Origin of the sequence: Bacillus sp. Au-Bac7 (assembly GCF_021341655.1) — a bacterium.
Lineage (GTDB): Bacteria > Bacillota > Bacilli > Bacillales > Cytobacillaceae > Niallia.
On the sequence record NZ_JAJTTG010000024.1, the window covers coordinates 22,404 to 45,619 of the forward strand.

Genomic DNA, 23,216 nt, shown 5'->3' on the forward strand with positions numbered 1-23,216 from the left:
ATTAAACCTTTACCAATTATAGATTTAACCTTCAAAAAAGACAAGTAGCCATGCTTGTCCGCAAGGTAAAAATACCTTATTTTCATAAAAAAAAGCATGAATCACTCTTCATGCTTTACTAACATTTTTTTCATTTTTCTCGCAAACTCTCTCCTTGGAATAAGGACGCTATGTTCACAGCCTTCACACTTAATGCGGATATCCATTCCCATCCTAATAATTTTCCAACGATTTGTGCCACAAGGATGTGCTTTTTTCATTTCAACAATATCATTGATAGCAAACTCTTTCTGTTCCATATTCCCTCCTGTTTTATTCCGGTTTAGAGTACATCATTAATTTCGGATATGGGCTCTCTATTCCATTCTCATCAAGGACATTTTTAATTTCCTTCCTTAACGCACGGGCAACTGTATAATGCTGCATTGGCAATGTCTCAGCAACAACTCTTATAACTACCTCTGCTGCCATAATGTTTTCAACACCTAAAAGCTCCGGGACACCGACAATTTGTTCATATTTTTCCGGAAATGTTTCAATAAGATCTTTAATAACACTTTCAGCCCTATCTATATCGCCCTTGTACGCTATGCTGACATCAACAACTGCTTTACTGTTGTTTAATGAGAAGTTTGTTACTTCCATTATACTTCCATTCGGTATAATATTCACTTCGCCAGTATAACTTTTTACTTTCGTTGTTCTTAACCCAATTTCCTCCACAACACCTTGAAATTGGCCGATCTGCACAACATCTCCTACAGAAAACTGGTCTTCAAAAATAATGAAAAATCCAGTAATAATATCCTTCACTAAACTTTGCGCACCAAAACCGACGGCTAAGCCAACAATTCCCGCTCCGGCAAGCAATCCCTTCACGTCAATATTCAATGTACCTAAAATCATCATAAAGGCAATAAAATAGATAACGTAGGTAAGGGTATTTTCCAATAGTTTAACTAGTGTAGCTTCTCTTCTTTCCGATATTCTGAGTGCAGAATGTGTTCTAACCTTAAATATGTTCCGCACAGCAATCTTAGCAACCCTTGTAACAACAACGCTTATTAAAATGATAATAATAATTTTTAAAGATCCCTGGCCTAAATTTATCCATATATTCTCATCTGTAATAACATCTACACTATCGTTCACTTTTTCTTCTAAATTATCCATAACACACCCCTGCTGCCTCTTTTCTCCCTTTTCAAAAGCCAGATTGTTATTCCTGGCTATTTAGTTTATTTTAACAGGTTCTAATTTTAGTTTGAAGTAATAACCTACCTGTTATTTTCTAGGTATATTATCATAGATCGACTTGTATGACCCCTATCTTTCTCCCTCTTTATCAATGGAATTGGCATGAAGATGTATAGAAATTAATATATATTCCTATAATGGTATTACTTTTACTTTGAAATAACATATTAAATTGAACAGCTTGCTTATTTATAGTTTCCTAGTGCAAAGGAGTAGATTTGATGAGCATCTATACCAATATATTTGATAAAAGTGAACTTCCGATAAGAATCGCCCATAATGAGCAGTTAGCATCCTATAAACTGGCAGACTCTTTGTATAAACAGTTGCCACCAGCTTCCTCTGCACAGCCAATTGTGTTTGTATGTATTGGCACAGATCGCTCTACAGGTGATTCACTCGGACCACTTATTGGAACATTATTAGCAGAAAAAAAACTAGGTTCCTTTTTTGTTTATGGCACTTTAAATGAACCTATCCATGCGCTGAACTTAGAAGAAAAGATGATGGAGATTCACGAAAAGCATAAAGATCCTTTTATCATTGGGATAGATGCTTGTTTAGGCAGGATGAAAAGTGTTGGTGTCATACATCTAGGGGATGGCCCCGTCAAACCTGGAAGTGGAGTTAAAAAGGAATTGCCGCCAGTAGGTAATATTCATATCACTGGAATTGTTAACATAAGCGGCTTTATGGAGTTTCTTGTACTACAAAATACAAGACTCAGTCTTGTGCTTGAAATGGCTAAAACGATTTCAAAAGGTATTTATCAAAGCAGTCTTCGTTATCGCTATGCTGAAGGACAGGAAGAATACTCTCTTCAAGAACGGCCCATTTAACAAAAAGAAGAAACCATATTTTGGTTTCTTCTTTTTAAATATCCTCATTACGATCGAGAAGCTGTAAAATTCTATCTAAATCATCTTCAGAAAAGAACTCAATCTCAATTTTACCTTTGTTTTTCGTTTGTTTGATATTCACTGTAGTACCGAATCTTTCTCTTAGGAAAGTTTCTTGTTCCTTTATAAAGACATTCTTTGTTTCTTTCTTTTCTTTCGGTGTTTCACGTGAAACATCTTCGTTCATTTGTTGAATTAAATACTCCAACTGTCTAACGTTCAAACCATCCTTGACTGTCTTTTCAACAAGCAGTGGCAGCTTATCTTTATTTTTTAATCCTAATAATGCCCTTCCGTGTCCCATTGAAATGGTTCCATCTGTAATCATCTCTTGAATAGCCGGCGGAAGTGATAGGAGTCTGACATGATTGGCAATATGAGGTCGGCTTTTGCCAAGGCGTTTAGCCAACTCTTCCTGTGTGAAATTTAATTTTTTCATAAGCAGCTGATAGGCATGTCCTTCTTCTATCGGAGACAAATCTTCACGCTGCAGGTTTTCCAGTACAGCAAGTTCCATCATTTGCTGTTCAGACAGTTCTCGAATTACTGCGGGAACCACTTCTAAATTAGCTTCTTTTGCCGCACGAAAGCGCCGTTCCCCAACAACAATTTCAAACCCTTTAATACTTTTACGTACAATGATTGGCTGAAGTATCCCATGTTCCAAGATTGATGCTTTAAGTTCCTCAATTGCCTCTTTCTCGAAAACTTTTCTTGGCTGATAAGGGTTTGGTCGCAATTCTTTTATATTTAATTCCTTAATTACTTCTTCTTTTTCTACTTCCATGCTCGGAAAAAAAGCGTCAAGACCTTTCCCTAATCCCTTAGCCACTCGTAACCACTTCCTTTGCCAACTCTAAATATACTTCTGCTCCACGGGACTTTGGATCATAAATGATAATTGGTTCCCCATGGCTTGGCGCTTCGCTTAGTCTTACATTACGTGGAATAATTGTTTTAAACACTTTATCCTGGAAGTATTTTTTTACTTCTTCTATTACTTGTATCCCTAAATTCGTACGGGCATCAAGCATTGTCAATAAGACACCTTCAATAGCAAGCTCATGATTTAAGTGCTTTTGCACCAATCTTACTGTATTCAGAAGCTGGCTCAATCCTTCAAGTGCATAATATTCACATTGTACTGGAATTAAGACAGCATCAGATGCAGTTAGTGCATTTATTGTTAATAAGCCTAAAGATGGCGGACAATCGATCAAAATATAATCATATCTGTCCTTAACTTCTTCCAATGCTCTTTTTAAGCGGACTTCCCTGGAGATTGTGGAAACAAGCTCTATTTCTGCCCCAGCTAATTGAATTGTTGCTGGAATTACATCAAGGTTCTCTACATTTGTTGCTTTGATGACTTGGCTTGCTTCAATGTCATCTACTAACACATCATAAATGCAATGATCTACATCTGCCTTTTCAATACCAACGCCACTTGTGGCATTTCCCTGTGGATCTGTATCAACTAAAAGTACTCTTTTTCCGATGTAAGCTAAACAAGAGCCAAGATTGACCGAGGTTGTTGTTTTTCCAACTCCCCCTTTTTGATTAGCTACCGTAATTACTCTCCCCATGATGTCACCTACCTTTATTACGATAAATTACCTTCAATTATTCAGCAGAAGGTGCTGTAAATGTTATTTTATTTATTTAAATCAGACATGAAAAAGTTATTTTATTGGTAATCAGGTGTTAAATACACCGTTTTCCCGTGATTATGACTGTTTTTATTCCTAAAAGGAACAAATGTAGCACAATCATCTATTATTTTATCATGAAAACTTCTAAATATCGTCATTTTTTAATAGAGTTTATAATATATAGAGGCATTGCTCTATTTTTTACTTCTATATATGCTACTGAAAGCCCATTTTTTCTAAGAATTTAGTAGCATTTATTTTTTTGCAGAAAAAAAGTGAGAAATTGAAACCAAAATGGCTAATGTTCTCACAGTGAATGATTTATATTCATTTTATAATAGCTATTTCTTTTTTGGAATTTTTATGGTGAATTGATAAAAATCCTCAAACTCTTCTTCTTCAGCATTTAAATTAATACCGCTGTCAGACACCATTGTAAGGGATTGTCGAATTGTATTGACTGCAATACGCATATCTTTGCTGAAAGCCTTTCTTTTTGGCTTAGGCTTTTGTTCTGCCTGTTCCAGCATTTTAGCGACGCGCTCTTCTGTCTGTTTTACATTTAAGTTCTTCTCTAGTATTTCTTGAAGGAGCTTAAGCTGCTTTTCTGTTTCTTTCAATGGAATCAGAGATCTGGCATGACGCTCTGATATTTGCTTATTGAGAAGTGCCTCCTGTATTTCCTCAGGAAGTTTTAACAGTCTCAGCTTGTTAGCTACCGTTGACTGTCCTTTTCCTAACCGCTGGGCAAGTGCCTCTTGTGTCAGGTTATGGAGTTCGAGTAATTTGCCGTAGGCTACAGCCTCTTCTATCGGTGACAGTTCTTCCCTTTGAAGGTTCTCTATCAAGGCTACAGAAGCAGTTTCTGTATCGCTCATATTCTTAATGATAGCAGGAGCTTCTTCCCACCCTAGCTTTTTCATTGCCCGCCAGCGTCTTTCACCTGCAATTATCTCATATTTACCTCTATCATATTCCCGTACAACAATTGGCTGTATAATGCCATGTGTATGAATGGTTCTTGATAATTCTTCTATTTTTTCATCATCAAATACAGTTCTTGGTTGAAAACGGTTTGGAACAATCTGGCTTATTGGCAATCTATTAATCTCTTCATTATTTACCATTTTTTCAAGCTCCTCATTAGCGTCTACCGTCTCGAATTGACTTTCTTCTTCTGTATTATTCCCTTTTTCGCCTAAGCCAAAAAAGCGTGAGAAAGAAGGCTTCAAAACCTGCACCACCTTTACGAAACTCCCTATTATTTAAAAAAATCCAAGCATTTTTACTGCAATATATAAATATAATAAGAAACTTCTTTAATTTTCATTTACTGTGCTTTTTATAGTTATATTATATAGTAGATAGAAAAAATGATATAGTACAAAAAATAAGATAATCGCCTGTTGATAAGCTATTTCTTTGATGAATATATGCTATTTTACATAGCATATATTCATTCAATCGGTTCCTTGTTTGGAGTACCTGGTTTTCTAGGGTACTTTTTCGGCGTTTGTTTTTCTTTTGAGATAACAAGTATGTTGCGCTCACTTTCTTCAATTGGAAGAGTAAATGAATGGGCATTGACCAATTTCCCGCCTAGAACAGCTATGGCTTTTTTGCCAGCTTCTATTTCCTCTTGTGCACTTGCCGCTTTCATAGCAACAAATACGCCTCCAACCTTTACCAATGGCATACATAGTTCACTTAAAACCGATAACCTTGCTACAGCTCTTGCTGTTACCATGTCGAAAGTTTCCCGATATTCTTTGTTTTGTCCGAATGTTTCCGCTCTGTCATGGATAAACTGGACTTCTTTTAAATCTAAAGCCTTTGCTAAATGCTCTAAAAAGTGAATACGTTTTTTTAATGAGTCAACAATTGTTATTTTCAGCTGCGGGAAAGCTATTTTCAGCGGTATGCTCGGGAATCCCGCCCCTGCTCCAACATCGCAAATATGAATAGGCGACTTAAAGCTTTCTAAATAAAATCCTGCTGTGATGGAATCATAAAAATGTTTCAAATAAACCTCAGATTGTTCTGTAATAGCAGTCAGGTTCATTTTTTCATTCCATTCAACAAGTGTTTCAAAATAAATCTTAAACTGTTCCATCTGCCTATCAGAGAGCTCCAGACCTTTCTCTCGGAGCATTTGTCTAAATTGTTCTGTATTCATGCTTGCTCCCTTTCCATCCAATTCCTGATTATGTATATTTTTTACAACAGGAGAGGCTTCTTGCCTAAGGTAATACAGGCAAAAAGCCAATCACTTTCTATTACACTCGCGCTATGCGACCTTGCTCCAAATATACTAATAGTATGGATATATCTGCAGGATTTACTCCAGAGATTCTAGAAGCCTGTGCCAAAGATAATGGCCTTACCATTTTCAACTTCTGCTTTGCTTCTGTTGCAAGGCTGGAAATTGCATCATAATCGATGTTCTCTGGAATTTTTTTGTTTTCCATTTTCTTCAGACGATCTACTTGCTGCAATGATTTATCAATATAACCTTCATACTTTATTTGGATTTCTACTTGTTCTGTTACTTCGTCAGATAAACCAGCTTCACTTGGTGCTAATTGTTGTATATGCTTGTAGTTCATTTCTGGTCTTCTCAGCAGATCCGCTGCCTTAATGCCGTCTTTCAATTCACTGCCGCCTTGTTCTTTAATGACAGCTTGAACTTGTTCATTTGGCTTAAGGATAATTTCTTTTAAGCGGTTCTTTTCTTGTTCGATCTGTTGCTTTTTGTCAGTGAATTTATTATATCTTTCTTCCGCTATTAAGCCGATTTCATATCCATAGTCAGTTAAGCGCAAATCTGCATTATCATGGCGAAGCAGAAGGCGGTATTCTGCTCTGGAAGTTAGCAGGCGGTACGGTTCATTTGTGCCCTTCGTAACAAGATCATCAATCAATACTCCAATATAGGCATCAGAGCGGCTTAAGATAAGCTGTTCTTTACCAGTGGCATTCAAACCTGCGTTAATTCCTGCCATTAAACCTTGGCCGGCAGCCTCTTCATAACCTGAAGTACCGTTAATTTGACCTGCTGTATAGAGATTCTTAATTTTCTTTGTTTCTAATGTTGGCCATAATTGAGTAGGTACAATAGCATCATATTCAATGGCATAACCTGCTCTCATCATTTGGACATTTTCCAATCCAGGAATTGTACGAAGGATTTCTTGCTGTACATCCTCAGGCAAGCTTGTTGACAAGCCTTGTACATAAACCTCCTGCGTATTCTTACCTTCCGGCTCAAGGAAAATTTGATGTCTTGGCTTATCATTAAAGCGAACGACTTTATCTTCAATAGATGGGCAATAGCGCGGCCCTGTTCCCTTGATCATCCCAGAATACATTGGGGATCGATGCAAGTTGTCATCAATAATTTGATGCGTTTTTTCATTTGTATATGTCAGCCAGCATGGCAGCTGTTCTGTAATATATTTTGTTGTCTCGTAAGAAAAAGCTCTTGGAACATCATCACCTGGTTGGATTTCCGTCTTGCTGTAGTCAATAGAATGACTGTTTACTCTCGGCGGTGTTCCTGTTTTAAAACGAACAAGATCAAATCCTAATTCCTGCAGATGTTCAGATAGACGAATCGATGGCTGCTGGTTATTTGGACCACTTGAATATTTCAGCTCACCAAGGATAATTTCTCCGCGTAGATAAGTTCCCGTAGTTACTACAACCGTTTTAGCAGTATAAGTAGCACCTGTTTTTGTGATAACACCTTTTACTGTATTGTCTTCTACAATCAACTGTTCAACCATACCTTGGATCAATGTTAAGTTTGGCTGATTTTCCAGTGTTTTTTTCATTTCGTGCTGATACATATATTTGTCTGCCTGTGCACGAAGAGCTCTGACTGCAGGCCCTTTTCCTGTATTCAACATTCTCATTTGGATATAGGTTTTATCGATGTTTTTACCCATTTCTCCGCCAAGTGCGTCAATTTCTCTAACGACAATTCCTTTAGCCGGCCCCCCAACAGATGGGTTACACGGCATAAAAGCTACCATATCTAAATTTATAGTCAACATCAATGTATTGGCGCCCAATCTTGCGGCTGCAAGACCTGCTTCACACCCAGCATGTCCTGCCCCAATCACAATGACATCATAATTTCCTGCTTCGTACTGCATCATGGTGCCTCCTAACTGCAACTTTTTCTTTTATTTACCTAAGCAAAATTGGGAGAACAGCTGATCAATCAGGCTTTCGTGTACACTATCGCCGATGATTTCACCAAGCAGTTCCCAAGTTCTTGTTAAATCTATTTGGACAATATCAATTGGGGTTCCCATTTCCACTCCTGAAATGGCTTCATTAATAGATTGAAGCGCTTGGTTCAGAAGGGAGATATGTCTTGTATTGGACACATATGTCATATCACTTGCTTCAATTGCACCTTCAAAAAACAGGCTGGAAATTGCCTCTTCTAGCTGGTTGATGCCCTTATCCTGCAACAGTGAAGTAGTAACCATTTTTTGATTAGCTGACAATTCCTTTATACGCTCCATATCAATTTTTTGCGGCAGGTCTGTCTTATTTACAATCACTATATAATCCATTCCCTCAACCGCTTTGAACAGATTGACATCCTCTTCTGTCAAAGCATCTGCATAATTGAGAACAAGCAGGATTAAGTCTGCTTCCTTTAAAACCTTTCTGGACTTTTCAACACCAATTCTTTCAACAATGTCCTCTGTTTCACGGATACCTGCCGTATCTAGCAGACGAAGAGGTACACCGCGCACATTAACATATTCCTCAATAACATCTCTTGTCGTACCAGGAATATCTGTTACGATTGCCTTATTATCTTGGACCAAGCTGTTCAACAATGAGGATTTTCCTACATTAGGCCGTCCTACAATAACCGTTGAAAGTCCTTCTCTTAATATTTTGCCTTGCTGAGAAGTCTGAAGCAGCTTCTTTATCTCCGCCTGTACAAACCGAGATTTATCGAGCATAAGCTGATGAGTCATTTCTTCCACATCATCATATTCAGGATAATCTATATTAACCTCAACTTGCGCGAGTGTCTCTAATATTTCTTGTCTCAAGGTTCTAATCAGCTTTGAAAGTCTTCCTTCCATTTGTCCAAGGGCTACATTCATTGCTTTGTCCGTTTTCGCTCTGATCAAATCCATGACTGCTTCTGCTTGGGACAAATCGATTCTTCCATTTAGAAATGCTCTTTTCGTAAATTCACCTGGTTCAGCAAGTCTTGCACCGTTCGTTACAAGCAACTGAAGCAAACGATTTACAGAAGCCATTCCGCCATGACAGTTAATTTCAATAACATCCTCTTTAGTGAATGTTTTTGGTCCCTTCATTACAGAAATCATTACTTCCTCAATTGTTTCATCCGTAGCCGGGTCAATGATATGCCCATAATGAATAGTATGACTTGCTACCTCTTTTATCTTTTTATTTCCTATACTTTTAAATACCTTATCTGCAATCGCAAATGAGTCTGGCCCACTCAATCTTACAATCGCAATCGCTCCCTCTCCCATTGGTGTGGAGATTGCAGCTATAGTATCAAATTCCATGCTGTCACCTCAAATCATTAAAAATCTATATATAGAAACTGATGTAAACTTATCAACAACTCATTTAATTGTTACAATAGATTAGATTATCATATCCACAACTTTTAAAAAAGAAAAAAATCCGCACACTTATCCACATTACTATTCTTTATTATTACCATTTTATCTTATCCACATGTGAATAACAATAAAACGCACCAAAAATAGCGCTGTTCAGACAAATAATTCACAGATTTTATGGCTATTTTGCCGAATATGCTCTGTAAAGATGAATACTGGTTAACTTTTGAAGGGAATTTTGCAGGATGTTAATGTAAGAAGGAACAAAAAAAGACAATCCCAAAAATTTTGAGATTGTCTTTTTTTCTTATTTTATGCTTTTTGAATAGGCTTTTTTTCTGGAGAAATGATAATATGCCTGAAAGCATCTTCACCTGATGAACAAGTGCTTATACCTTTAATGCCTGTTAATGCATTATGAATGATTTTTCTTTCATTTGACGGCATTGGCTCTAACGAAATTTCTTTGCCAATCTTTAGGGCTTTATGGGCCGTTCTTTCTGCAAGCTGTATAAGGGATTGCTTTCTTCTTTCCCGGTAGCCTTCAGCGTCTAGCGTGACCCTTAAGTATTCATCGGAATTCTTATTAATGACCAATTGCGTTAAATACTGAAGTGAGTTGAGCGTTTGTCCCCTTTTTCCAATTAAAAGGGCGATCTTGTCTCCTTTTAATTCAAAAAAGATATTCCTGCCCGACTTTTTTGCCGAAATAGATGCGTTAACTCCCATTTGGGTGCAAATATCCTGCAAAAATCGCTCTGCAGATTCTAGAGGCGTCTCAAGCTTCCTTACAGTTACAGTAGCCGAGCGGGCCCCAATTCCTAAAAAACCTTTTTTTCCTTTATCAACAACAATGATTTCGGCTTGGTTCTTTGTTGTCTTAAGCTGAGCTAAAGCTGATTCCACTGCTGCTTCGACTGAATGTCCTGTAGCAGTTACCTCTCTCACTTTTTGGCTCCCTCCAATTTTCCTGTCTGACCGGACTTCTTCAACTCCGGACCTTTGATGAAGTACGTTTGGATAATGGTAAAGATATTACCTACAACCCAGTATAGTGATAATGCAGCTGGGAAGTTAATAGCAAATACTAAGATCATGATTGGCATAATCCAAAGCATCATAACCATTTGCGGGTTTTGGTTAGCTGTTCCTGCCATTGTCATTTTTGTTTGGATGAATGTCGTAATCCCTGCAATGATAGGAAGCAGATAGAATGGATCTGGCTGTCCTAAGTTAAACCATAAAAATTCATGCTGAGCAATTTCTCTTGTACGTGAAATAGCGTGGTAGAAACCAATCAATATTGGCATCTGAACGATTAATGGAAAACATCCTGCCAATGGATTTACTTTATTTTCTTGGAAAAGCTTCATTGTTTCTTCTTGCAGCTTTTGTTGTGTTTTTTGATCTTTAGAGCTGTATTTTTTTCTTAATGCTTCCATTTCAGGCTGCACTGCCTGCATGGCTTTACTGTTTTTAGTTTGCTTAATCATTAACGGCAAAATAACAAGACGAACTAGTATTGTTACAATAATGATAGATACGCCAAAGCTTCCGCCGGCAAGTTCTGCTGTTTTAATGATGAGCTGTGATAATGGATAAACAATATATTCATTCCAGAAGCCATCACTTTCTGAAGTGATCGGCTGATTGAATTCTGTACATCCAGCCAAGATAGTCACTAAAAATAATAGACCAAATAGCAACACTAATTTTTTCTTCAACCGTAAAATCCTCCTGTTAATAAATAATAGAGCCAAAATTAGCTTCTGGCTTCATTGTATCCTAATTTAGATGATATAGGAAACGCTTAACTTGAAATTTCACTGAATCTTTCTTTTTAAGACCTTTGCAATTTTCAGAACATGGAGAAGGCTCTTTTTTGTTTCCTCATATTCCATTTCAGCTAGAGGCTTTCTAGCAATAATGACATAATCCGCTTCATTTTCCAAAGAATCTCCGATTTCCAAAAATATCTGCCTTATATACCGTTTAATTTTATTTCTCATAACGGCATTTCCAATCTTTTTGCTGACAGAAAGCCCAATTCTAAAATGAGCTTGTCCGCTTTTTTCATACTTATATACAACAAACTGCCTATTGCCGAATGATTGTCCCTTTTTAAATACTTCTTGAAACTCTTTACTTTTTTTTACGCGATATTCTTTCTTCAAATCATTTACTCCTTATTTATTCAATACTTTCCGAATCTATATTATTTATGTACCTTCCAACATAGAAACATCCTTTGCTTCAAAACCAGGAGCTTATATATCCATTATAGTATGGGCTCTTAAGATTTATTCTAAGAGCCCATAACTTTTCAGTCCATTTATCGAAAAAAAGACCACTGACGTTTCAGTGGCCTAAGCTGATAATACTTTTCTTCCTTTGCGTCGACGGCGAGCTAAAACATTACGTCCATTTGGACTGCTCATGCGGCTGCGGAATCCGTGAACTTTACTTCTTTTACGTTTATTTGGTTGAAAAGTTCTTTTCATTGTATATGACACCTCCCTGAGGAATAGCTGTTACAGACAGTCCTTACAATTATATAAACATAGCTGATTGATTGTCAACCATTCATTTATTTTCTAGTCTATTTATCCTTGTTGATCGCTCTAACAAGTTTTTGCTTTATGTTCTATAACATCGGAAATATCCTGTAAAACATATGCTACGTACTATATTTCTTTCTGAATAGTAATAATAAGGAATAGAAGGCCACTTGTCAATACGCTGTCATTTTTTGCTTCTCCCCAAATGGATATTTAATTTTTTTACATTGCTTAAATAAGCACTTAAATTGCATATTTCGAGCCTGTGGATAAAATTTCGACATTTTTTTCACTGTCCACAATACTTATTTACAGGTTTTTAACAAACTAATAACCTGTGGACATTTATTATCAACATATTGTTTCACTTGTGGATAAGATATGAAAAACCATTGCAGTTATTATGATTTTTTGATATTATAGTTTTGTTTTCACATTTGAATAATTTCTGTGTATAACTCTTTTATCCACAGAATGTGGATAAAATGTGGACAGCTTATTAGACACCTCTTAAAAGAGTTGTCCACAAATAGTGGATACTGTCGAAATGCTATTTAACTTCCTTATTATATATTTTTTCCACAGATCATTATTAATGTATTGGCAGATTAGCTCTTTTTTTTAGGAATCTGTTCTTTTCGGCACGCAAATAAAAAGGAAAAGGAGGGAAATTGGTTGGAAAATATTGCGGATCTATGGAATAAAGCGTTAAGCAATATTGAAAAAAAAATCAGCAAACCTAGCTTTGATACATGGCTTAAAGCAACGAAGGCACATGCCCTTCAAGGTGACAGCCTAATCATAACAGCTCCTAATGAATTTGCTCGAGACTGGTTGGAAGAACGATATTCCCAGCTTATTTCGGACATTCTTGAAGAAATAACTGGTGAAGAGCTTGGTGTAAAATTTATTATTCCTCAAAACCAAAAGGAGGAAGAATTTGATCTTCAAATCTCCTCTAAACAAAAGAAAAAAGAAGAAGAAACAACCGAACAAACAATACTGAATTCTAAATATACTTTTGATACGTTTGTAATTGGTTCTGGGAACCGCTTTGCACATGCTGCTTCTTTAGCAGTAGCTGAAGCACCGGCTAAAGCTTATAACCCGCTTTTTATTTACGGGGGTGTAGGTCTTGGAAAAACTCACTTAATGCATGCAATCGGGCATTATGTTTTAGATCATAATCCTTCAGCAAAGGTTGTTTATTTATCTTCGGAAAAGTTTACAAATGAGTTCATTAATAGTATTCGAGACAATAAAGGTGCAGAATTCCGTGATAAATACCGGAATGTTGATGTACTTCTCATAGATGATATTCAGTTTCTTGCTGGAAAAGAATCAACACAGGAAGAATTTTTCCATACATTTAATACTTTGCATGAGGAAAGCAAACAAATCATTATCTCCAGTGACAGGCCGCCAAAGGAGATTCCAACTTTGGAAGACAGGCTTCGTTCACGGTTTGAATGGGGACTAATAACGGATATAACTCCGCCTGACTTAGAAACAAGGATTGCCATTCTTAGAAAGAAAGCAAAAGCTGATGGGTTGGACATTCCAAATGAAGTCATGCTTTATATCGCGAATCAAATTGATTCCAACATCCGTGAACTAGAAGGTGCACTTATAAGAGTTGTTGCATATTCCTCCTTAATCAACAAAGACATTAATGCAGATCTTGCGGCAGAAGCATTAAAAGATATTGTCCCTAGCTCTAAGCCGCGCGTCATAACAATACATGATATTCAAAAAGTAGTCGGGGAACATTTCAGTGTGAAATTAGAGGATTTTAAGGCTAAAAAAAGAACGAAATCCATCGCTTTTCCTAGACAGATTGCCATGTACTTGTCACGTGAACTTACAGACTTTTCCCTTCCGAAGATCGGCGAAGAATTCGGCGGAAGAGATCATACTACAGTTATCCATGCACATGAAAAAATCTCAAAGCTCCTTGTATCTGATTCGCTTTTGCAAAAACAGCTAAAAGAAATCAACGAGCTCTTAAAAGTATAAAGCTGAATACTGTGCATAACTTTAACCAACTTAGACACAGTCTATCCACATGTGGATAGACTGTGTTTCCTTTGAAAAAGCGAGTTATTCACAAATTAACAGGGCCTACTACTATTACTACGATCTTTAAAAGAAATATTATTATAAATACGCAATAAAAAAACTAATGATACGGAGGATCAATTAATGAAATTTATCATCCAAAAAGATAATCTTGTCCAAGGGGTACAAGATGTAATGAAAGCCATAACTAGCAGAACAACAATTCCAATTCTGACAGGGATAAAAATCGTAGCAACAGAAGAAGGTGTTACATTAACAGGAAGTGATTCAGATATCTCTATTGAATCCTTTATTCCTAAAGAAGAAAATGATTCTGTCATTGTGGAAATTCAACGTCCTGGATCAATCGTGCTGCAAGCTAAATTTTTTAGTGAAATCGTTAAAAAGCTTCCTACTAGCCAAGTAGAACTTGAAGTAGATAACTTACAAACGGTAATTCGTTCAGGGAAATCGGAATTTAACTTAAACGGTCTTGATTCTGAGGAATATCCACATTTGCCTCAAATATCAGAAGAAAATATCTTTAAAATTCCAACTGACCTGCTAAAAAACATTATCAAACAAACAGTGTTTGCAGTGTCCACCTCAGAAACACGCCCGGTGTTGACAGGTGTAAACTGGAAGATTGAAAATGATGACTTAATCTGTATTGCAACAGATAGCCATCGACTTGCATTAAGAAAAGCAAAAATTGATTCAAATACGGAACAGTCATTTAATATTGTGATTCCTGGGAAAAGCTTAAATGAGTTAAACCGTATTTTAGATGACCATAACGAACCGGTTGAGATTGTTGTGACAGAAAACCAAATTCTATTTAAGGCGAAGCATATCTTATTCTTCTCTCGCCTGCTTGAAGGGAATTATCCTGACACAAATCGTCTAATTCCGACAGAAAGCAAAACGGAAATAGTTGTGAATGCAAAAGAATTCCTGCAATCTATTGATCGTGCATCCTTGCTTGCAAGAGAAGGACGGAATAATGTCGTTAAATTCTCCACCATTGGAGAGGATGTAATTGAAATTTCATCTTTTACGCCTGAAATTGGTAAAGTTGTAGAGGAGCTAATCAGCGAGTCTATTCAAGGTGAAGAACTGAAAATATCTTTTAGTGCCAAATATATGATGGATGCTTTAAAGGCTTTAGAAGGAACGGAAGTGAAAATTAACTTCACTGGTGCTATGCGACCGTTTGTAATCAATCCGTTAAATGATGATTCTATCCTTCAGCTAATTCTTCCAGTGCGAACATATTAACAGCTGCCTAAAGCTTATAGGGTGTCCCATAGGGGCATCCTATTTTCCTTCATGAATAATATATTTAGGCAAAGCAGGAATTATGAATGTTTTTTATAGACGAATTTAATGCCTAAATGTTCGTCAAAATCTCTTGAAAATGTGCTGAATACTACTAATTTATAGAAATATTTCAGTTTTCTTTGTGTATCGTTAAATAATTTAGTAAAATAAAGAGATACGATTAAACTTGAAAGAGTGAAAACATGAACAATCAAATTAAAATTGAGACGGAATATATAACATTAGGCCAATTCTTGAAGGTTGCAGATATTATCCAATCTGGAGGAATGGCAAAATGGTTTTTAAGTGAACATGAAGTATTTGTCAATGGAGAACAAGATCAGCGCAGAGGCAGAAAATTAAGGTCAGGCGATAAGATTGAAATTCCCTCTATTGGTACATTTACAGTTCTGTAAAAAAAGGATGATCCCTTATGTTTATTGAGCAGCTGCAATTGAGGAATTACCGTAATTACGAGCACCTGGAAGTGGAATTTGAGAATAAGGTAAATGTCATTCTGGGAGAAAACGCGCAAGGCAAAACAAATGTCATGGAATCCATCTATGTTTTAGCAATGGCAAAATCCCACAGAACTTCAAATGATAAAGATCTTATTCGCTGGGACTCAGATTATGCTAAAATAGAAGGTAGATTAAAAAAAGCACATGGGCCGCTACCCATGCAGTTAGTTGTGTCTAAAAAAGGAAAAAAAGCTAAGTACAATCATATTGAGCAACGGAAGCTAAGCCAATACATCGGCAATATGAATGTTGTGATGTTTGCTCCGGAAGACCTAAATCTTGTTAAGGGTAGTCCTCAAATTAGAAGAAGATTTATTGACATGGAAATCGGGCAGATTTCCCCTGTTTATTTGCACGATATGAGCCAGTACCAAAAGATTATGCAGCAGCGAAACACTTACTTAAAACAACTGCAGATGAATAAACAGTCAGATCATACAATGCTTGAAATACTGACAGAGCAGTTTATTGATATGGCAGTGAAGATAGTATCAAAGCGTTTTGAATTCCTGGAACTTCTGGAAAATTGGGCAATCCCAATTCATAAAGGAATTTCAAGAGGACTGGAGACATTACAAATTCAGTATAAACCCTCGGCAGATGTATCAGAAGATCTAGATTTGTCGAAAATGAGAAGAGTATACGAAGAAAAGTTTGCCAGTGTGAAAAAAAGAGAGATTGACCGAGGTATGACCTTGTTCGGTCCCCATCGAGATGATTTATTGTTTTTCGTAAATGGAAGAGATGTTCAAACTTTTGGTTCACAAGGTCAGCAAAGAACTACAGCACTTTCGATTAAAATGGCAGAAATCGAACTCATACATGCGGAGATCCGTGAGTATCCTATCCTTTTATTAGATGATGTGCTCTCTGAATTAGATGATTATCGACAATCTCATCTTTTGAATACCATCCAAGGAAAGGTACAAACATTCGTGACGACTACGAATGTGGATGGAATTGATCATCAAACATTAAAAGAAGCATCTACATTCCAGGTGGAAGCAGGAACGATGAAAAAGATTCAATAGCTTTGAGGTGAAAAAGTGTACGTTCATATTGGTGAAAATGTACTTATAAGAACTGTAGATATCATTACAATTTTAGACAAACAAACAATTGGTTCCTCTGAGATTACAACTGAATTTTTAAATACGCAAAAAGAGACAACAATAAGTGGCGACAGTAAAGCTTATAAATCTATTGTTATAACAAAAGATGCCATTTATTATTCTCCAATTGCTTCCAATACACTAAAAAGGCGATCATACAGACTGACAGCTCAGGAGTATTAGCAATTTTAAGGTCTAATAGGATAAGCAAAGAGTAAATTTTTGGATGTCAATAGAAAGTAAGGTGATCAATTTGTCAATGGAACATGATCCAATGGAACAACAATCATATGATGAAAGTCAGATACAGGTACTTGAAGGGTTAGAAGCGGTCCGCAAAAGACCAGGGATGTATATTGGTTCAACAAGCGGTAAAGGCTTGCACCATCTTGTATGGGAAATTGTAGATAATAGTATTGATGAAGCACTGGCAGGTTACTGCGATGAAATCAACGTCATTATTGAAAAAGATAACAGCATTACAGTTAAGGATAATGGACGTGGTATTCCTGTCGGGATTCATGAAAAGATGGGAAGACCTGCAGTTGAAGTAATCATGACAGTACTTCACGCCGGTGGTAAATTTGGTGGCGGAGGATACAAAGTATCCGGAGGTCTTCATGGTGTAGGTGCATCTGTTGTTAACGCCCTTTCATCCGAGTTGGAAGTTTTTGTTCACCGGGATGGGAACATATACTACCAACAATATAAAAAAGGTGTTCCTCAGGAAGATCTTAAGATTATCGGTGAATCAGATGTAACAGGTACAACAACAAGATTCCAACCGGATAGTGAGATTTTCAAAGAAACTCTCGTCTATGATTATGAAACATTGGCAAACAGAATTAGAGAGTTAGCCTTCTTGAATCGCAATATTAAAATTACCATTGAAGATACAAGAGAAGGTATGGAGAAGCGTAAGGAATATCACTATGAAGGTGGAATAAAGTCCTACGTTGAGCATTTAAACCGCAATAAAGAGGTGCTGTTTGAAGAGCCTATCTATATTGAAGGAGAAAAAGACGGCATTACTGTCGAGGTTTCACTCCAATATAACGATGGCTACACAGGCAACATTTTCTCGTTTGCTAATAATATCAATACACACGAAGGCGGAACACATGAATCCGGTTTTAAAACTGCATTGACTCGAGCAATTAATGACTATGCAAGGAAAAACGGAGTGCTTAAGGATTCAGAAGCAAACCTTTCAGGAGAAGATGTCAGGGAAGGGATTGTGGCTATCGTTTCAATTAAGCACCCTGACCCGCAATTCGAAGGACAAACAAAGACAAAACTAGGCAACTCAGAAGTTCGGGCAATCACTGACACAATCTTTGCTGATCATTTTGAGAAATTCTTGCTTGAAAATCCTTCAGTAGCTAGGAAAATTGTTGATAAAGGTCAAATGGCATTGAGAGCTAGAATTGCTGCTAAAAAAGCAAGGGAGTTAACGCGTAGAAAAAGCGCCCTTGAAGTTTCCAGCTTACCTGGTAAATTAGCAGATTGCTCGTCAAAAGACCCTGCAATAAGCGAATTATTCATAGTTGAGGGTGATTCTGCAGGCGGTTCAGCAAAATCAGGAAGAGACCGGCATTTCCAGGCAATCCTGCCGTTAAGAGGAAAAATCCTGAATGTTGAAAAGGCTAGATTGGATCGTATCTTATCCAATAATGAGGTTCGTTCTATGATTACCGCTATTGGTACTGGAATTGGAGACGACTATGATATTTCAAAGGCTAGATATCATAAGGTTGTTATTATGACAGATGCGGACGTTGACGGTGCACATATTCGAACACTGCTGCTCACTTTCTTCTACCGCTATATGCGGAAAATTGTAGAAGCTGGATATATTTATATTGCTCAACCACCGCTTTACAGTGTCAAGCAAGGGAAAAAGCTTGAGTATGCATATAATGACCGCCAATTGGCTGAGGTACTTGAAAAATTGCCAGCATCACCAAAACCGAATATCCAACGCTATAAAGGTTTAGGTGAAATGAATGCAGAACAGCTGTGGGATACGACAATGGATCCTTCCACAAGAGTGTTGCTGCAGGTAAGCCTGGATGACGCAATCGAAGCGGATGAGACATTTGAAATGCTAATGGGTGATAAAGTAGAACCACGCAGAAACTTTATCGAAGAAAATGCAGTATATGTGAAAAACCTGGATGTTTAAGATAAATGCAAAAGAATGACTATGGTGCTAAAGGAGATTTAGCACCTTGCGCTTTGCTTAAGGAGGTTCCTATATGGCTGATATGCCGAATTCTCAAATTAAAGAAATAAATATAAGCAAGGAAATGCGTACATCCTTCTTGGATTATGCGATGAGTGTCATTGTTTCCCGTGCACTTCCAGATGTTCGAGATGGACTTAAACCTGTTCACCGCCGGATATTATATGCTATGCACGATTTAGGAATGCATTCTGACAAACCGTTTAAGAAATCTGCTCGTATTGTTGGGGAAGTAATTGGTAAGTACCATCCCCACGGTGATAGTGCTGTATATGAAACAATGGTTCGTATGGCGCAGGATTTCAACTACCGTTATATGTTGGTAGATGGTCACGGTAACTTCGGTTCAGTTGATGGCGATTCTGCTGCAGCGATGCGTTATACGGAAGCAAGAATGTCCAAAATAGCGATGGAGCTGTTAAGGGATATCAACAAGGATACTATCGACTACACAGAAAACTTCGATGGAGAAGAAAAGGAACCTGTTGTTTTACCATCCCGTTTCCCAAACCTTTTGGTAAACGGAACAAGCGGGATTGCAGTTGGTATGGCTACAAACATACCGCCGCATCAGTTAGGAGAGGTTATTGACGGTGTTTTGGCTGTCAGCAGAAACTCTGATATTACAATTCCCGAATTGATGGAAATAATACCTGGTCCTGACTTCCCTACAAGTGGAATGATTGTCGGGAGATCTGGCATCAGAAAGGCTTACGAGACAGGCAGAGGCTCTATCATTGTTAGAGCTAAAGTGGAAATCGAAGTAAAGCCGAATGGTAAAGAAGTAATAATCGTCAAAGAAATCCCTTATCAGGTTAATAAAGCTCGTCTAGTAGAGCGAATTGCTGAGTTGGTTAGGGATAAGAAGATTGATGGTATTACAGACTTAAGAGATGAATCAGACCGTAATGGAATGAGGGTTGTTATTGAAGTTCGCAAGGATGCAAATGCTAATGTGCTGCTGAACAACTTATATAAGCACACAGCAATGCAGACAAGCTTTGGTATTAACTTGCTTGCGCTAGTGGACGGACAGCCTAAAGTGCTTAACTTAAAGCAATGCCTTGTTTATTATTTGGATCATCAAAAGGTTATCATTCGCCGCCGTACTGAATTTGAGTTGAGAAAAGCAGAAGCGCGCGCTCATATATTAGAGGGCTTGCGCATTGCACTTGATCATTTAGATGAAGTAATTGCCTTAATTCGCGGTTCTAGAACAACAGATATTGCTAGAGAAGGACTAATGAGCAATTTCAATCTGTCAGAAAAGCAAGCTCAGGCAATCTTGGACATGCGTCTGCAAAGATTAACTGGACTTGAAAGAGAAAAGATAGAGGAAGAATACAAGGAATTAGTAGCATTGATTGCCGAGTTAAAATCTATTTTAGCTGATGAAGAAAAGCTGCTTGATATTATCCGTGAGGAGCTCCTTGAAGTAAAAGAGCGTTTCAATGACAAACGCCGTACAGAAATTGTAGCGGGCGGAATTGAAAATATCGAGGATGAAGATTTAATTCCAGAAGAAAATATCATCATCACACTAACTCATAACGGTTATATTAAGAGATTGCCTGCGTCTACTTATCGCGCTCAAAAACGCGGTGGCCGCGGTATTCAAGGTATGGGAACAAATGAAGATGACTTTGTGGAACAGCTTAGCACAACTTCCACTCATGATACGATTCTATTCTTTACGAATAAAGGGAAGGTATATCGCCTTAAAGGCTATGAAATCCCTGAATTCAGCCGCACAGCCAAGGGGATTCCGATTATCAACCTCCTTGGAGTAGAGAAGGATGAATGGGTGAATGCTATCATACCAGTCTCAGAATTTGTCGATGATTGGTTCCTATTCTTCACGACTAAGGAAGGAATATCAAAACGTTCTCCGCTATCATCATTTGCAAATATCAGGAATAACGGGCTAATTGCCGTTAACCTAAGAGATGGAGATGAATTGATTTCTGTACGTCTCACTGACGGTAACAAGGAAATTATCATTGGAACTAAAAATGGGCTTCTAATCCGTTTCCCAGAGACAGATGTTCGCTCTATGGGTAGAACAGCTACTGGTGTTAAAGGGATTACCCTATCCTCTAATGATGAAGTTGTTGGTATGGAAGTGTTAGAGGAAGGTTCAGAAATTCTTATCGTGACGAAAAATGGTTACGGAAAGAGAACATCTGCAGAGGAATATAGAATCCAAGGAAGAGGCGGTAAAGGTATTAAGACTTGCAATATTACTGACAAAAATGGACCGTTAGTTTCCATGAAGGCAGTAAATGGTGAGGAAGACCTGATGCTAATTACTACGGGCGGTGTCTTAATCCGTATGGCTGTCGGCGATATATCATCTATGGGTAGAAGCACTCAAGGTGTTAAGCTGATTAAGCTTAATGAAAGTGAAAGCGAATTTGTAGCAACAGTCGCTAAAGTGGAAAAAGAAGAAGAAGCTGAAACAGAAATGCCTGAAGAAACAGCGGAAGATAGCACAGTATCTGATGCTGCTGAAACAGAGGAGTAAGAAGCTGCCAAAAGCAGCTTCTTTTTTTCGCTCTGGACATTTAAATGGTATAGGTAATATGACCCTTATAATCCCAAAAATAAGAATTTTCCAGTATTTTTTTTAAAAATAAGGTTATCATTTCAATAAAAAATAAAGTAGAATATAGTATAAAAGTCCTTATGAGGGTGGAGTAATACATGAATGTAAGTGTTAATCGTTTAATGGCCGGGTGCATCTTAGCAGAAGATGTTTTCAGCATGACGAATAGACCGATAATAACTTCTAAAACTGTATTGACAGACGAGCATATAAATCTTCTTAAAGCATTTCAAATTGAGAAGATAGAGATTGAAAATACTCAGATTGATGGAAACTTTCTCGATGAGCTTAAAGAGGAAGATAGTGCAGGATTGAAAAAGAAAGAAGAGAGTTTCTTTGATAAATTTCTTCTTGCTGTTAACCAGTACAAAAAGGAGTTTCGTTCTTGGCAGTATGGTGTACCGCTGAATATTCCTGCAGTTCGCACAATAATGCTGCCGCTATTGGAGGATTTAGAGCAGTATAGCAAGGAAGTATTTTCTTTATATCATTTATCTAATAAAAAAGAATATATCTATCAGCATTCTGTTGCAGTAGGTGTTATTAGTGCTCTTATAGCAAAAAAAATGGACTACAGTAAAGGGGAAATCGTCCAAATCGCTATGGCCGGCTGTTTAAGTGATGCAGGGATGTCAAAAATACCATCTAACTTAATTACAAAGGAAGAACCTTTGACGGAAGAAGAATTTGAGGAAGTGAAAAGACATACAAGCTATAGTTTGCAAATGCTGCCAGAGCATGCTCTCTTAAAAAAAGAAACAAGACTTGCTATACTTCAGCATCATGAAAGACTTGATGGGAGCGGTTATCCATTAGGTAATGAAGATAACAAAATTCATCCATATGCAAAAGTTATAGCTGTCTCTGATACTTTTCATGCTATGACCTCCCAAAGGTTATATAGAAGCAAGCAATCGCCTTTTAAAGTTCTAGAAAAGATGCAGCAGGATTATTTCGGAAAGTTTGATCACGTCGTACTTCAGGCTTTGAGCAGCAGTATTATTCAGTATACTATTGGAAGTACTGTAAAGCTTTCTAACGGGCAAAGAGCTGAGGTTTTATTTATTGAAGGTAAGTCTGCCACAAGACCTCTTGTAAAGATAGCAGAGGATGGTATGATGCTCGATCTGGAAAAAAACAGGCATCTTTATATTGATGAAATTCTGCATTATAGCTGAAATTAAAAAATCTATTTATATTTTATAAAAAGATATTGCACTCTTTGAAATAAGTTGCTATAATCATACAAGTCAGCAAGACAGATAGAAAGTTTTGTGAAAAACCTCTAAAATTTCCTGTTGACTTGTATAGAATGATATGTTACTATATAAAAGTTGCTTCTGATAGCAACGAAAA

The 23,216-nt window shown here is 37.3% G+C and carries 21 protein-coding genes; 9 read left to right on the forward strand and 12 right to left on the reverse strand.

The window, feature by feature from the left end; translation table 11 throughout:
• Window positions 1-101 precede the first annotated feature (101 nt).
• Together LXM54_RS26260 and LXM54_RS26265 are read right to left on the reverse strand one after the other, a co-directional pair.
• Complete coding sequence (locus tag LXM54_RS26260) at window positions 102-299, reverse strand: DUF951 domain-containing protein (protein ID WP_233319074.1); 198 nt, start codon at window positions 297-299, stop codon at window positions 102-104.
• Between the two features lie 13 nt (window positions 300-312).
• Window positions 313-1,173, reverse strand: coding sequence for a mechanosensitive ion channel family protein (locus LXM54_RS26265; RefSeq protein ID WP_233319076.1), 861 nt, complete (start codon window positions 1,171-1,173; stop codon window positions 313-315).
• A 305-nt stretch (window positions 1,174-1,478) separates the two neighbouring features.
• Between LXM54_RS26265 and yyaC the strand changes: the two genes are divergently transcribed.
• A complete protein-coding gene (yyaC, locus tag LXM54_RS26270; protein WP_233319077.1) occupies window positions 1,479-2,096 on the forward strand; it encodes a spore protease YyaC in 618 nt (205 codons plus the stop codon).
• A gap of 34 nt (window positions 2,097-2,130) precedes the next feature.
• Here the strand turns inward: yyaC and LXM54_RS26275 are convergent, their stop codons facing one another.
• The 10 genes from LXM54_RS26275 to rpmH all read right to left on the reverse strand — a co-directional run bounded on the left by LXM54_RS26275 (window position 2,131) and on the right by rpmH (window position 11,942).
• The gene (locus LXM54_RS26275; protein WP_233319079.1) at window positions 2,131-2,988 is read right to left on the reverse strand and encodes a ParB/RepB/Spo0J family partition protein; all 858 of its coding nucleotides are present in this window, start codon (window positions 2,986-2,988) and stop codon (window positions 2,131-2,133) included.
• Window positions 2,981-3,742, reverse strand: a complete 762-nt coding sequence (locus LXM54_RS26280) for a ParA family protein (protein ID WP_233319081.1) — start codon at window positions 3,740-3,742, stop codon at window positions 2,981-2,983. Before LXM54_RS26280 ends, LXM54_RS26275 begins: the two co-directional genes overlap by 8 nt.
• 407 nt (window positions 3,743-4,149) lie before the next feature.
• A complete protein-coding gene (gene noc / locus LXM54_RS26285) occupies window positions 4,150-5,040 on the reverse strand; it encodes a nucleoid occlusion protein (protein ID WP_233319083.1) in 891 nt (296 codons plus the stop codon).
• Window positions 5,041-5,264: 224 nt separating this feature from the next.
• Window positions 5,265-5,984, reverse strand: a complete 720-nt coding sequence (rsmG, locus tag LXM54_RS26290) for a 16S rRNA (guanine(527)-N(7))-methyltransferase RsmG (RefSeq protein WP_233319086.1) — start codon at window positions 5,982-5,984, stop codon at window positions 5,265-5,267.
• A 100-nt stretch (window positions 5,985-6,084) separates the two neighbouring features.
• Window positions 6,085-7,965, reverse strand: coding sequence for a tRNA uridine-5-carboxymethylaminomethyl(34) synthesis enzyme MnmG (gene mnmG / locus LXM54_RS26295; protein ID WP_233319112.1), 1,881 nt, complete (start codon window positions 7,963-7,965; stop codon window positions 6,085-6,087).
• Window positions 7,966-7,995: 30 nt separating this feature from the next.
• Complete coding sequence (gene mnmE, locus LXM54_RS26300; protein WP_233319088.1) at window positions 7,996-9,381, reverse strand: tRNA uridine-5-carboxymethylaminomethyl(34) synthesis GTPase MnmE; 1,386 nt, start codon at window positions 9,379-9,381, stop codon at window positions 7,996-7,998.
• Between the two features lie 372 nt (window positions 9,382-9,753).
• On the reverse strand, window positions 9,754-10,389 hold the full coding sequence (gene jag, locus LXM54_RS26305) for an RNA-binding cell elongation regulator Jag/EloR (protein WP_233319090.1): 636 nt from the start codon (window positions 10,387-10,389) through the stop codon (window positions 9,754-9,756).
• Window positions 10,386-11,165, reverse strand: coding sequence for a YidC family membrane integrase SpoIIIJ (gene spoIIIJ, locus LXM54_RS26310; protein ID WP_233319092.1), 780 nt, complete (start codon window positions 11,163-11,165; stop codon window positions 10,386-10,388). The genes jag and spoIIIJ overlap by 4 nt, the downstream gene beginning before the upstream one ends.
• 99 nt (window positions 11,166-11,264) lie before the next feature.
• Complete coding sequence (gene rnpA / locus LXM54_RS26315; RefSeq protein ID WP_233319094.1) at window positions 11,265-11,615, reverse strand: ribonuclease P protein component; 351 nt, start codon at window positions 11,613-11,615, stop codon at window positions 11,265-11,267.
• A 192-nt stretch (window positions 11,616-11,807) separates the two neighbouring features.
• Window positions 11,808-11,942, reverse strand: a complete 135-nt coding sequence (gene rpmH / locus LXM54_RS26320; RefSeq protein WP_127738799.1) for a 50S ribosomal protein L34 — start codon at window positions 11,940-11,942, stop codon at window positions 11,808-11,810.
• A 732-nt stretch (window positions 11,943-12,674) separates the two neighbouring features.
• Between rpmH and dnaA the strand changes: the two genes are divergently transcribed.
• From dnaA to LXM54_RS26360, 8 genes are all read left to right on the forward strand, one after another.
• Window positions 12,675-14,015 carry a chromosomal replication initiator protein DnaA gene (gene dnaA / locus LXM54_RS26325; RefSeq protein ID WP_233319096.1) on the forward strand — a complete coding sequence of 447 codons (1,341 nt, stop codon included), beginning with the start codon at window positions 12,675-12,677 and terminating at the stop codon, window positions 14,013-14,015.
• A 186-nt stretch (window positions 14,016-14,201) separates the two neighbouring features.
• The gene (gene dnaN, locus LXM54_RS26330) at window positions 14,202-15,335 is read left to right on the forward strand and encodes a DNA polymerase III subunit beta (protein ID WP_233319097.1); all 1,134 of its coding nucleotides are present in this window, start codon (window positions 14,202-14,204) and stop codon (window positions 15,333-15,335) included.
• Window positions 15,336-15,580: 245 nt separating this feature from the next.
• Window positions 15,581-15,793: a S4 domain-containing protein YaaA gene (gene yaaA, locus LXM54_RS26335; protein ID WP_233319099.1), complete on the forward strand. Its 213-nt coding sequence runs from the start codon at window positions 15,581-15,583 to the stop codon at window positions 15,791-15,793.
• 17 nt (window positions 15,794-15,810) lie between these two features.
• Entirely contained in the window at window positions 15,811-16,929 is a 1,119-nt protein-coding gene (gene recF / locus LXM54_RS26340; protein WP_233319101.1) for a DNA replication/repair protein RecF, read from the forward strand.
• A gap of 15 nt (window positions 16,930-16,944) precedes the next feature.
• Window positions 16,945-17,193, forward strand: a complete 249-nt coding sequence (gene remB / locus LXM54_RS26345) for an extracellular matrix regulator RemB (RefSeq protein ID WP_233319102.1) — start codon at window positions 16,945-16,947, stop codon at window positions 17,191-17,193.
• Window positions 17,194-17,284: 91 nt separating this feature from the next.
• Entirely contained in the window at window positions 17,285-19,195 is a 1,911-nt protein-coding gene (gene gyrB, locus LXM54_RS26350; RefSeq protein WP_233319114.1) for a DNA topoisomerase (ATP-hydrolyzing) subunit B, read from the forward strand.
• A 73-nt stretch (window positions 19,196-19,268) separates the two neighbouring features.
• The gene (gene gyrA, locus LXM54_RS26355) at window positions 19,269-21,779 is read left to right on the forward strand and encodes a DNA gyrase subunit A (RefSeq protein ID WP_233319103.1); all 2,511 of its coding nucleotides are present in this window, start codon (window positions 19,269-19,271) and stop codon (window positions 21,777-21,779) included.
• Between the two features lie 179 nt (window positions 21,780-21,958).
• Window positions 21,959-23,038 (forward strand): HD-GYP domain-containing protein, encoded by a 1,080-nt coding sequence (locus LXM54_RS26360; protein ID WP_233319105.1) that lies wholly within the window; start codon window positions 21,959-21,961, stop codon window positions 23,036-23,038.
• The last annotated feature ends 178 nt before the right edge of the window (window positions 23,039-23,216 follow it).